The organism is Alcanivorax sp., from assembly GCF_019431375.1.
GTDB classification, from domain to species: domain Bacteria; phylum Pseudomonadota; class Gammaproteobacteria; order Pseudomonadales; family Alcanivoracaceae; genus Alcanivorax; species Alcanivorax jadensis_A.
The window spans coordinates 3038442-3050387 of record NZ_CP080267.1 but is presented as its reverse complement, the minus strand read 5'-3'; the positions used below and the strand labels follow the sequence as shown (position 1 = coordinate 3050387).

9 protein-coding genes and 1 riboswitch are annotated in these 11946 nt (G+C 60.3%); of the genes, 6 read left to right on the top strand and 3 right to left on the bottom strand.

Annotated elements, in window-relative coordinates; genetic code table 11:
• Positions 1-57 precede the first annotated feature (57 nt).
• From KZ772_RS14300 to tkt, 3 genes are read right to left on the bottom strand one after another with little or no spacing between them, the layout of a single operon-like run.
• Complete coding sequence (locus KZ772_RS14300) at positions 58-1221, bottom strand: phosphoglycerate kinase (protein WP_290537196.1); 1164 nt, start codon at positions 1219-1221, stop codon at positions 58-60.
• Positions 1222-1269: 48 nt separating this feature from the next.
• A complete protein-coding gene (locus tag KZ772_RS14295; RefSeq protein WP_290537195.1) occupies positions 1270-2286 on the bottom strand; it encodes a glyceraldehyde 3-phosphate dehydrogenase NAD-binding domain-containing protein in 1017 nt (338 codons plus the stop codon).
• On the bottom strand, positions 2287-4287 hold the full coding sequence (gene tkt, locus KZ772_RS14290; protein ID WP_290537194.1) for a transketolase: 2001 nt from the start codon (positions 4285-4287) through the stop codon (positions 2287-2289).
• A gap of 217 nt (positions 4288-4504) precedes the next feature.
• On the opposite strand from tkt, the gene KZ772_RS14285 reads away from it, so the two are divergent.
• The 6 genes from KZ772_RS14285 (at position 4505) to pyk (ending at position 11763) form a co-directional block, all read left to right on the top strand.
• Positions 4505-5485, top strand: a complete 981-nt coding sequence (locus tag KZ772_RS14285) for a metalloregulator ArsR/SmtB family transcription factor (RefSeq protein ID WP_290537193.1) — start codon at positions 4505-4507, stop codon at positions 5483-5485.
• A 214-nt stretch (positions 5486-5699) separates the two neighbouring features.
• Positions 5700-6848, top strand: coding sequence for a methionine adenosyltransferase (gene metK, locus KZ772_RS14280; RefSeq protein WP_290537192.1), 1149 nt, complete (start codon positions 5700-5702; stop codon positions 6846-6848).
• A gap of 117 nt (positions 6849-6965) precedes the next feature.
• A riboswitch (S-adenosyl-L-homocysteine riboswitch) is annotated at positions 6966-7043 on the top strand.
• 20 nt (positions 7044-7063) lie between these two features.
• A complete protein-coding gene (gene ahcY, locus KZ772_RS14275) occupies positions 7064-8452 on the top strand; it encodes an adenosylhomocysteinase (protein WP_290537191.1) in 1389 nt (462 codons plus the stop codon).
• Between the two features lie 128 nt (positions 8453-8580).
• A complete protein-coding gene (metF, locus tag KZ772_RS14270; RefSeq protein ID WP_290537190.1) occupies positions 8581-9411 on the top strand; it encodes a methylenetetrahydrofolate reductase [NAD(P)H] in 831 nt (276 codons plus the stop codon).
• A 284-nt stretch (positions 9412-9695) separates the two neighbouring features.
• A complete protein-coding gene (locus KZ772_RS14265) occupies positions 9696-10163 on the top strand; it encodes a YbaK/EbsC family protein (protein WP_290537189.1) in 468 nt (155 codons plus the stop codon).
• Positions 10164-10302: 139 nt separating this feature from the next.
• The gene (gene pyk / locus KZ772_RS14260) at positions 10303-11763 is read left to right on the top strand and encodes a pyruvate kinase (RefSeq protein ID WP_290537188.1); all 1461 of its coding nucleotides are present in this window, start codon (positions 10303-10305) and stop codon (positions 11761-11763) included.
• Positions 11764-11946 lie beyond the last annotated feature (183 nt).

Below are 11946 nucleotides of genomic sequence, written 5' to 3'. Positions count from 1 at the left end.
AGCGATGCTGCCCGTTTCCTGTTCAGTCATTGCAAAGGCCGCCGTAGCGACCTCTCTTCAGTCTTTCGCCCGCGCTTCCAGCATGGCTACCGCCGGCAATACCTTGCCTTCCACGAATTCCAGGAAGGCGCCACCACCGGTTGAGATATAGCTGATGCGATCGGTGATACCGTACTTGTCCACCGCCGCCAGGGTGTCACCGCCACCGGCAATGGAGAAGGCATCAGAGTCGGCAATGGCTTCTGCCATTTCCTTGGTGCCTTCGCCGAACTGGTCGAACTCGAACACGCCCAGAGGACCGTTCCAGATAATGGTCTTGGCTTCCTTCATCAGCGCCGCCACGATGTGGGCGGTTTGCGGGCCGATATCCAGAATCAGGTCATCCTCGGCCACGTCGGCCACCTTCTTGGCGGTGGCTTCGGCGGATTCGGCAAATTCCTTGGCGGTAACCACATCTACCGGAATCGGGATATGCACCTTCTCGGCAATTTTCTTCGCCGCCGGGATCAGGTCTTCCTCATAGAGGGACTTGCCCACCGGGTGACCGGCCGCCGCCAGGAAGGTGTTGGCGATACCGCCGCCCACCACCAGCTGGTCGACCACATCGGACAGGGATTCCAGCACTTCCAGTTTGGTGGAAACCTTGGAACCACCCACAATCGCCACCAGCGGTTTCTCCGGCGCGTTCAGGGCCTTGCCCAGGGCGTCCAGCTCGTTGGCCAGCAACGGGCCGGCACAGGCTACCGGAGCAAACTTGCCCACACCATGGGTAGACGCCTGGGCCCGGTGCGCGGTACCGAAGGCATCCATCACATAGATATCACACAGGGCCGCCATCTTTTGTGACAGCGCCTCATCGTCTTTCTTCTCGCCCTTGTTGAAGCGGACGTTCTCGCACAGCACCACCTGGCCTTCCGCCACGTCCACGCCGTCCAGCCAGTCTTTCACCAGCGGCACGTCGCGACCCAGCAGCTTGCCCAGATGATCGGCCACCGGCTGCAGGGAAAACTCCTCGGCGTACTCACCTTCCGTGGGGCGACCCAGGTGAGACATCAGCATCACCCTGGCGCCGGCCTTGAGGGCGTGTTCGATGGTGGGCAGGGAGGCGCGGATACGCGCATCGCTGGTGACCTTGCCGTCTTTCACCGGCACGTTCAGATCTTCACGGATAAGAACGCGCTTGCCTGCCAGATCCAGGTCGGTCATGCGTTTGAAGTTCATGTCGTACTTACCTCATTCACGGCCACCCGCACGGGTGCATCCATTCATTCAAGCTTGATGTGATTCAGCCAGCGTCGCCACCCAGTCGAGCAGTCGGTTCGCATAGCCCCATTCGTTGTCGTACCAGGCCACCACCTGCACCATCTCGCCCTGCACCCGGGTCTGGGTGGCGTCGACGATGGCAGATTCCGGCCGATGGTTGAAATCCACGCTTACCAGCGGCGCGTCATTGTAACCAATCAGCGCACTGGCTTCTTTCGATTGCTGCTGCAGCCACTGGTTCAGATTGTCGCTATCCGGGGTACGCTCCAGCAGCAATGTCAGCTCCACCATGGCCACATTCAGGGTGGGCACACGGATGGAATGGCCGCTGATCTTGCCGGCTAGGGCCGGCAGCACCTGCTGCACCGCGCCGATGGCACTGCTGGTGGTAGGCACAATGTTTTGTGCCCCCGCCCGGCCCCGACGCGGATCCCGATGGACATGGTCCAGCAGGGTCTGGTCCGAGGTGTAGGAGTGGATCTCCTTCATCAGCACCTGGCGAATGCCGTAGGCCTGGTCCAGGCGGGTCAGCAGCGGCGCAATGCAGTGGGTGGTACAGGAAGCCGCCGACAATACCTTACTGTCGTCGCGCACGTCCTCATGGTTCACGCCGTAGACCACGATCTGGTCAGCCTGGTCAAACGGCACCGCACCGATGATGACTCGCCCGGCGCCAGCATCCAGATGCCGTGAGGCACCCGCGTGGCTGCGGAAATGGCCGGAGCATTCCAGCACCAGATCCACGCCCATCTCGGCCCAGGGCAATTGTTCCGGTTTCGGCTGCTGAAGCAACCGCGGGGCCTGCTTGCCGATACGCAGCATGCCTTCGATCAGCTCCGCCGGTTCCGCCAGACGACCATGGGTGGTGTCGTAGCGGGTCAGGTAGAGCAGATCTTCCGGGCGGCCCTTGTCATTGATCGCCGCCAGCGTGAAAGGCGCCTGCCAGCCGGCGCCTTCGCGCTCGGCCAGGGCACGGACAAAAGAACGTCCGATACGGCCGTAGCCGTTAATCGCGACTTTCACTTAGAGCAGGCTCTCCACGGCCTGCTGCACTGCCTCGGCAGTGATATTGAAGTGCTTGAACAGATCACCAGCCGGGGCCGAAGCACCGAAGCTGTTCATGCCCACCACCTTGCCGTCCAGGCCCACGAAGCGGTACCAGTAATCGGCGATGGCCGCTTCCACCGCAACCCGGGCACGCACATCGGAGGGCAGTACGCTTTCCTGGTAATCACGGTCCTGGGCCAGAAACTCTTCCACGCAGGGCATGGACACCACACGGACATTTTTGCCGGTCAGGGCCTTGGCCGCATTCACCGCCAATTCCACTTCAGAGCCGGTGGCAATGATGATGGCGTCCGGGGTGCCTTCACCGGTTTGCAGCAGGGTGTAGCCACCTTTCTCGATCTCGGCCAGCTGTGCCTCACCACGCTCCATGCAGGGCAGACCCTGACGGGAGAAAATCAGCGCGGAAGGGCCGTCCTGGCGGACAATGGCTTTCTTCCAGGCCACCGCGGATTCCACCGTGTCACAGGGGCGCCAGGTGCGCATGTTCGGCGTCAGGCGAAGGTTGGCCATTTGCTCGATGGGCTGGTGAGTCGGGCCATCTTCACCCAGGCCGATGGAATCGTGGGTGTAGACCAGAATGTTGGGCTGGTGCATCAGCGCCGCCATGCGCACTGCGTTGCGGGCGTATTCCATGAACACCAGGAAGGTGCCGCCGTAGGGCCGCAGACCGCCGTGCAGGCACAGGCCATTCTGGATCGCGGTCATGGCGAACTCGCGGACCCCGTAATGGATGTAGTTGCCGCTGGCATCCTCGGCGGTGACCGATTTGCAGCCTTTCCAGATGGTGTTGTTGGAGCCGGCCAGGTCGGCGGAGCCGCCGGCCAGTTCCGGCAGCAACGGGCCGAAGGCGTCCAGGGTGTTCTGGCTGGCCTTGCGGGTGGCCACCTTGTCGCCTTTCTCCTGACACTCGCGGATATAGGCATCCGCCTGCTCCAGGAAGTTGGCGGGCAGCTCACCGGCCTGACGGCGCAGGAAGTCCGCCGCCAGCTCCGGATAGGCAGCTTTGTAGGCGTCGAAACGCTGCTGCCAGTCACTCTGGGCGGCGGCACCTTTTTCGCTACCATCCCAGGCTTGCTTGATCTCGGCGGGAATCTCGAAGGGGCCATGTTTCCAACCCAGGGATTCGCGGGTCAGGGCAATTTCGTCTTCACCCAGGGCGGCACCGTGGGACTCTTCCTTGCCCTGCTTGTTGGGGCTGCCGAAACCGATCACGGTCTTGCAACAGATCAGGGTGGGCTGATTGGTATTGGCGCGGGCGTTCTCGATGGCCACCTGCACCTCTTCCGCGCTGTGGCCATCCACATTGGGGATCACCTGCCAGCCGTAGGCGCGGAAGCGCTCCACAGTATCATCGGTAAACCAGCCTTCCACCTCGCCATCAATGGAAATGCCGTTGTCGTCGTAGAAGGCCACCAGCTTGCCCAGGCCCAGGGTGCCGGCCAGGGAGCAGGCTTCGTGGGAGATCCCTTCCATCATGCAGCCATCACCCAGGAAGCAGTAGGTGTAGTGGTCAACGATGGCGTGCCCTTCACGGTTGAACTGCGCAGCCAGCATTTTTTCCGCCAGCGCCATGCCCACCGCATTGGCAATACCCTGGCCCAGCGGCCCGGTGGTGGTTTCGATGCCCGGGGCATCGCCATATTCCGGGTGACCGGCGGTGGGGCTGCCCAGCTGGCGGAAGTTTTTGATGTCGTCCAGGCTGACGCCGTAACCGCTCAGGTGCAGCAGGCTGTAAAGCAGCATGGAGCCGTGACCATTGGACAGCACGAAGCGGTCCCGGTCGGGCCAGGTGGGGTCCTGCGGGTTGTGCTTGAGGAAGCCGCGCCATAGTACCTCGGCGATATCCGCCATTCCCATAGGCGCACCGGGGTGCCCGGAATTGGCTTTCTGTACCGCATCCATGCTCAGGGCACGGATAGCGTTGGCGAGTTCACGGCGGGCGGGGGCACTGGACATGCAGGGCTCCAAACTGGCTGGTGGCTGAAAAGGGGCGCTATTGTCCCTCAAGGGGATAACCGCTACAAGCGCAAGCACCCGCCCCACGCCGTCTGCACCTTGTTCTTCCCCGTTTGCGTGCATCGTGGTACCTGCCGCATGCAGCGGATTGCGGCAACACCGAAAGCTATATCAATTTATTTTGATTTAGCTTTTTGTTGCGCTAGAATCCACCCCTATGAATGCACAAGCACCCGACGCACCGGAGATCACCGATCATCTGGCGGGCTTTCTCAAGGCCGCTGGCGACCCGCTACGTCTTCAGGTATTGCAGGTGCTGGGCCAGAACAGCTTCGGGGTACTGGAGCTGTGCGACATCATGGCCATGAAGCAATCCGGCATGAGCCACCACCTTAAGGTGCTGGCCCAGGGTGGTCTGGTGGAGAAGCGCCGGGAAGGCAATTCCATCTTCTACCGCCGGCGCTTACCGCAGGCAGACAGCGTAGAAGGCGCGCTTCACGAGGCCTTGTTGGCCGAGCTGGATGATGGGCACCTGGACCCCGGGGTTGCCGAGCGGCTGGAACAGGTACAAAGCCAGCGCGCAGAGCAGAGCCGGGCCTATTTTGCTCGCCATGCGGAACAGGTCGACCACCAGCAGGAGCTAATCGCCGACTACGAGCAGTACGCCGAACAGGCCCTGGAACTCCTTACCAGAGCCTGCCCGGAAGGTGGCACGGCCCTGGAAATCGGCCCCGGCGACGGCCAGTTTCTGCTGGAACTGGCCGCGCGCTTCGACTCCGTGCTGGGTCTGGATAACGCCGAGGCCATGCTGGAGCGGGCGCGTCAGAGCCTGGCCGTCGCCAAGCGGCAAAATGTGCAACTGATACTGGGTGAGTGGCCCGCCAGCGCCACCACCCTGCCCACGGCGGATGCCGTGGTGCTGAACATGGTGCTACATCACCTGCCGGCCCCCGCCAGCGCCATCAGCGCGGCGGCCCGGCAATTGAATGACGGCGGCACCCTGCTGATCACCGATCTCTGTCGGCATGACCAGCACTGGGCCCACGAGGCCTGTGGTGATTTCTGGCTCGGCTTTGAAGAAGCCGATCTGGTGGACTGGGCCGGCCGCGCCGGCCTGGAATTGCAGGAAAGCCAGTTTCTGGCCCTGCGTAATGGTTTTCAGGTGCAGGTACGCACCTTCAGGAAGAGTAGCAAGTAACAAGCTTCAAGTTACAAGGCGCGGACAAGGTCAGTGGCATCGGCAAAGGCTCTGCCCGCGCTTCACCCTGCGACAGGTCGCGGAGTGAAGCCACCGGAACCGGCCACCTCAGCGGCCCCGCGTTGCAACTTGTCACTTGAAACCTGCAACTAAAAAATTTGGCGCCTGTTGAAGGCAACGTAACGCACACTTGAATAACGGGAGCACTCCAGTAATGAGTGAATATTCCATCTTTACCTCCGAATCTGTGTCCGAAGGCCATCCGGACAAAATGGCCGACCAGATCTCGGACGCCGTTCTGGATGCCATCATCAAGGATGACCCCCATGCACGGGTGGCGGTGGAAACCATGGTGAAAACCGGCATGGCCATCGTCGCCGGTGAAGTCCGTACCAGCACCTATGTGGAACTGGAAGACATCGTTCGCCAGGTCATTCTGGATATCGGCTATGACAGCTCCGACAAGGGCTTCGACGGTGCCAGCTGTGCGGTACTCAACGGCATCGGCAAGCAGTCTGCCGATATCGCCATCGGTGTGGATGAAGCCGAAAACAAGGAAATGGGTGCTGGCGACCAGGGCCTGATGTTCGGCTTTGCCACCAATGAAACCGATACCCTGATGCCCGCACCGGTTTACTACTCCCACCGCCTGGTAGAACGTCAGGCCCAGCTGCGCAAGAACGGCACCCTGCCCTGGTTGCGCCCGGATGCGAAAAGCCAGGTTACCCTGCGCTATGAAAACGGTATGCCGGTGGCCGTGGATGCGGTGGTGTTATCCACCCAGCACTCCCCGGATATCAAGCTGGCAGACCTGCGCGAAGCGGTGATGGAAGAAATCATCAAGCCGGTCCTACCGGAAGAGTGGCTGCACAAGGACACCCTGTACCACGTGAACCCCACAGGGATTTTCGTGATCGGCGGCCCCATGGGTGACTGCGGCCTGACCGGTCGCAAAATCATCGTGGACACCTATGGCGGCATGGCCCGTCACGGTGGCGGCGCTTTCTCTGGCAAGGATCCGTCCAAGGTAGACCGCTCAGCTGCCTACGCTGGCCGTTATGTGGCCAAGAACATCGTTGCCGCTGGCCTGGCCAGCAAGTGCGAGATTCAGGTGAGCTATGCCATTGGCGTGGCCGAACCCACCTCCATCTCCGTGAACACTTTCGGCACCGGCAAAATCAGCGACAACGCCATTGTCGACCTGGTTCGCGAGCACTTTGACCTGCGCCCGCGCGGCATCATTGAAATGCTCGACCTGCGCAAGCCGATCTACCGGCCCACTGCCAGCTACGGCCACTTCGGCCGCGAAGGCTTCAGCTGGGAGAAAACCGACAAGGCCGCAGATCTGGCCAAGGCGCTTTAAAGGCTAAAGCGATTTAGCCACAGAGAGCACAGAGATCACTGAGGAAAAACAAAACGCACCATGTGTGCGATGGGTTCAGCTCTGTGACCTCTGTGGTGAAGAAAAGATTTTGACCTGTCCCGTGAGGGGCGCTGCAGCGGCATGACCGCGAGGCTCGCGGGGCAGGTTCACAAGGTACAACGGCGCCCATTCGTCAAAAACGAATGGAGAACACCATGAACGCAAAAGCGGACACTTTTACCGACTTTAAAGTCGCCGATATTTCCCTGGCCGCCTATGGCCGCTCTGAAATCCATATTGCCGAAACCGAAATGCCGGCACTGATCACCATCCGCGAGAAATATCGAGCCGAGCAGCCGCTGAAAGGCGCCAAAATCATCGGCTGTATCCACATGACCATTCAAACCGCCGTGCTGATCGAAACCCTGGTCGCACTGGGCGCGGAAGTGCGCTGGTCAAGCTGCAACATCTTCTCCACCCAGGACCACGCCGCCGCTGCCATTGCCGCCGCCGGCATACCGGTATTCGCCTGGAAAGGAGAAACCGAAGAAGAGTACATGTGGTGCATCGAGCAAACCTGCCGTGACGGTAATGGCGAGCTGTGGGATGCCAACATGATCCTGGATGATGGTGGCGACCTGACCGGTTACATCCACGACACCTACCCGCAGATGCTCGACAACATCCACGGCATCACCGAAGAAACCACCACCGGTGTCCACCGTCTTTACGAGATGCTCAACAAGGGCACCCTGAAAGTTCCGGCGGTGAACGTGAACGACTCCGTCACCAAGAGCAAGAACGACAACAAGTACGGTTGTCGTCACTCCCTCAATGATGCCATCAAGCGCGGCACCGACCACCTGCTGTCCGGCAAGAAAGCGCTGGTGATCGGCTATGGCGACGTGGGCAAGGGTTCCGCCCAGTCCCTCCGTCAGGAAGGCATGATCGTGAAGGTCACCGAGGCGGATCCGATCTGCGCCATGCAGGCCTGCATGGACGGCTTTGAGGTAGTCAGCCAGTACAAGGACGGCATTAATGATGGCACCGAAGCGTCCATCAACACCGAGCTACTGGGCACCACGGATCTGTTGGTCACCACCACCGGCAACTTCAATGTCTGTGACGCCAATATGCTCAAGGCCATCAAGAAAGGCGCCGTGGTCTGCAACATCGGTCACTTCGACAACGAAGTGGACACTGCCTTCATGCGCAAGACCTGGGAATGGGAAGAGGTCAAGCCGCAGGTGCACAAGGTATGGCGCAACAAGGCCGAGGGCGACTTCCTGCTGCTGCTCTCTGAAGGCCGCCTGGTAAACCTGGGCAACGCCACTGGCCACCCCAGCCGCATCATGGATGGCTCCTTCGCCAACCAGGTGCTGGCGCAGATGTACCTGTTCGATCAGGGTTATGCCAAGCACTCCGACACCGTGAAGGAAAAAATGCTCAAGGTGGAAGTGCTTCCCAAACACCTGGACGAAGAAGTGGCCCGTTACATGGTGCAGGGTTTCGGTGGCGTGATCACCAAGCTCACCAAAGAGCAGGCAGACTACATCGGCGTGGACGTGAACGGCCCGTACAAGCCCGAGCACTACAAGTACTAAAAGCAACCAACCACAGAGGGCACAGAGAACACTGAGGGAAAAACCGCACAATTCATCTATTGGTTTTAACTCTGATGCTTCTGTGTCTCTGTGGTGACATTGCTTTTGATCGAAAAGGCACAAGCCAAATGAGCAAACGAATCAGTTTTGAATTTTTCCCGCCGAAAACCGATGCGGGGAAAGAAAAGCTGCTGGCTACCCAGCAGAAACTTCTGGCCAAGAAACCGGAGTTTTTTTCCTGCACCTTTGGTGCCGGCGGCTCCACCCGGGACAACACCCGTGACATGGTCAATCAGCTGCGCCAGCAACACGGTGACACCGCCCCGCACCTGAGCTGCATCGGTCAGAGCCGCGACGAAATCCTGGAGCTGGTCAACGGTTACAAGGATGCCGGCGTGACCCGCATCGTCGCCCTGCGCGGCGACCTGCCTTCCGGCATGGGCTATGCCCAGAGCGAGATCAAGTACGCCGACGAACTGGTGCAGCTAATACGCGAGGAAACCGGCAATCACTTTACCCTGGAAGTAGCCGCCTACCCGGAAATGCACCCCCAGGCGCGCAGCTTCGAGGACGACATTGCCCACTTCAAGCGCAAGATCGACGCTGGCGCCAACAGCGGCCTGACCCAGTATTTCTACAACGCCGACGCCTACGGTTACTACCTGGACGCGCTGCAGAAAATCGGCTGCGACGCCCCGGTTTACCCGGGCATCATGCCGATCCTCAACGTGGCCAACCTGGTGCGCTTCTCCAGCACCTGTGGCGCCGACATCCCCCGCTGGCTGCACAGCAAGCTCAACGACATCAAGGATGATGACGCGGCAGTGAAAGCCTTCGGCGAGGAAGTGGTCACCCGTCTGTGCGAACGCCTGCTGGCCATGGGCGCACCGGGCCTGCACTTCTACACCATGAACCAGGCCGGTCCGAATCTGCGGATTCTGGATAATCTGGGGATGTGACAGGCAGTGAACAGTGAACAGTGAACAGTGAACAGGATAGGCTGGTGTAGCTGCCTATCTTGTCAATTTTTTGGCTCTTGATTTTCGCTATTAACTGTTAACTATTCACTGTTAACTATTATGCCTTTCCGCTATTTCCCTTAGCGTATAACCGTATTTCCCCACCCGCCTCCCTCTCCCTAAGCTGGATATGAACATTCACGGAGCCAGCCTTGGGCCGGTCACAAACTGTCCCTGCGGCGGCTCCCTATTCCCGGCTTATCATCACCGGGAGGAGGTCTATCATGCCTGCCCGCGCATTGGCTGATTTTCTCGACAACAACAATGTGAACTATCATTGCTATAACCACCCGCCCGCCGTTACTGCTTCCGAGGTGGCCCAGTCCAGCCATATTCCCGGACGTCACATGGCCAAGACGGTGATCGTGGATGTGGACGGCGAGCTGGCCATGGCGGTGCTGCCCTCCGATCAATACCTGGACCCGGAACGGTTGCGCCAGGCCTTGAATGCGGAGAGCGTCCGGCTGGCTCCGGAGGAGGATTTCAAGGATCGCTTCCCTCTTTGCGAACCCGGCGGCGAGCCACCGTTCGGCAACCTCTACGACATGAAGGTGTATGTGGACGACACCATGATCAGCGAAGACTGGCTGGCCTTTAATGCCGGCACCCACACCGAAGTGATCAAGATGGGCATGGGTGATTTCCTTCGCCTCAGCGAAGCCCAGTCCTGCTCCTTCGCGATGCTGCATTGATTTTTGCCAACACGACTACCTCCTTATTCCCCCGCTTTCGCGGGGGAGTTTTTTGTCTGATTTCTGGTGACCCCCTGTCATCCCTCCGCCAAGTCAGCATGGTATGCTGGTCAAAAATCAGCTGATGGAAATGCCTCGAATGTCCCGCTCTCCCCTGCGTCGCACCAAGATTGTCGCCACCGTTGGCCCTGCCTCTTCCTCCGAATCCCGACTGAACGCCCTGATCCAGGCCGGCGTGAATGTGTTCCGGCTGAATTTTTCCCATGGCAGTGCTGACACTCACCGGGAAACCGCAGACACCATTCGCCGCTGTGCTGAGCAGTGTGGCGAACATGTGGCGATCCTGGCGGACCTGCAGGGACCAAAGATCCGTATCGGCAGCTTTCCCGATGGCCCTATCCTGCTGAAAGCCGGCCAGCCTTTTACCCTGGATACCGCCCTGGCGGATGACGCCGGCAATGCCCAGCAGGTAGGCGTGAGCTACCCGCCGCTGCCGGATGACTGCCGGCCCGGCGATGTGCTGCTGCTCAATGACGGCCTGCTGGAACTGAAAGTGGACGCCATCAGCGGCACCCGGGTGGAATGCACCGTACTGGTGGGCGGCGAGCTGTCCGATCACAAAGGGGTCAATCGCAAGGGCGGCGGCCTCAGCGCCCGGGCACTCACCGACAAGGACCTGGCCGACATCGTCACCGCCGCCGACATGGAAGTGGATTTTCTTGCCCTGTCTTTCCCCCGCGACGCCGAAGACGTGGAAGAAGCCCGCCGCCGTTACCGGCAGGCCGGTGGCCAGGGCGGCATCGTGGCCAAGATCGAACGAGCTGAAGCGGTGGCGGATGATGCCACCCTGGATGCCATCATTGAAGCGTCCGACGGCGTCATGGTGGCGCGGGGTGATCTGGCCGTGGAGATCGGCGATGCGGAGCTGGTGGGGGTGCAAAAGCACATCATTCGGCGCGCCCGGGCCCTCAACCGTTTCGTGATCACCGCCACCCAGATGATGGAATCCATGATTCACAGTCCCCAGCCCACCCGGGCAGAAGTGTCCGATGTGGCCAATGCGGTGCTGGACGGCACTGACGCGGTGATGCTGTCGGCGGAAACCGCAGTGGGCGAATACCCGGTGGAAACCGTACAGGCCATGGACCGCATCATTCTCGGCGCCGAGCGTACCTGGCAGGAAAGACGCACCGACCGCCCCATCAACGACAACACTGACAACATTGATGAAGTGATTGCCATGGCGGCCATGCAGGCCGCCAACCGGCTCAGCAAGGTCACCGCCATCATTGCCATGACAGAAAGCGGCAACACTCCGCGGCTGATGTCCCGGCTGCGCTCCGGCATCCCCATCTATGCCTTCACCCCCTACCCCAGCAGCCAGCGCCGGGTGGCCATCCTGCGCGGCGTGCGTGCCATCCCCTTTGACAGCCATGCCATCGCCAGCGACGCAGTCAACCGCCGCGCAGTCGCCATTCTGGAGGAAATGGGCGCCGTACAGGACGGCGACCGGGTTCTGATCACCAAGGGCAACTACAACGATGCCCATGGCGGCACCAACACCCTGAAAGTGGTCCAGGTTGGCGGCAATATTCAGTAACGCCCCACCATCACGTTAACGGCTGGCGTCTTGTAACAGCACCTAACCAATCCCATACGCAAAAAGACGCCAGTAACGGAACGGCAGTACTAGACTGGTTCTAAAGGAGCCTCTGAATAACTCCTTGCATGCTCAGTCTTTCAGGCTGGCTCGCCCCCTCGGCCAAGGTAAAGAGTGGCGCGA

What these genes read in the sequence shown, in the direction of transcription:
- metF (WP_290537190.1), top strand. Translation starts at nt 8,581, where the DNA reads ATGAGCAAACGAATCAGTTTTGAATTTTTCCCGCCGAAAACCGATGCG.
- tkt (WP_290537194.1), bottom strand. Translation starts at nt 4,287, where the DNA reads ATGTCCAGTGCCCCCGCCCGCCGTGAACTCGCCAACGCTATCCGTGCC.
- KZ772_RS14300 (WP_290537196.1), bottom strand. Translation starts at nt 1,221, where the DNA reads ATGAACTTCAAACGCATGACCGACCTGGATCTGGCAGGCAAGCGCGTT.
- KZ772_RS14265 (WP_290537189.1), top strand. Translation starts at nt 9,696, where the DNA reads ATGCCTGCCCGCGCATTGGCTGATTTTCTCGACAACAACAATGTGAAC.
- pyk (WP_290537188.1), top strand. Translation starts at nt 10,303, where the DNA reads ATGTCCCGCTCTCCCCTGCGTCGCACCAAGATTGTCGCCACCGTTGGC.
- KZ772_RS14285 (WP_290537193.1), top strand. Translation starts at nt 4,505, where the DNA reads ATGAATGCACAAGCACCCGACGCACCGGAGATCACCGATCATCTGGCG.
- ahcY (WP_290537191.1), top strand. Translation starts at nt 7,064, where the DNA reads ATGAACGCAAAAGCGGACACTTTTACCGACTTTAAAGTCGCCGATATT.
- metK (WP_290537192.1), top strand. Translation starts at nt 5,700, where the DNA reads ATGAGTGAATATTCCATCTTTACCTCCGAATCTGTGTCCGAAGGCCAT.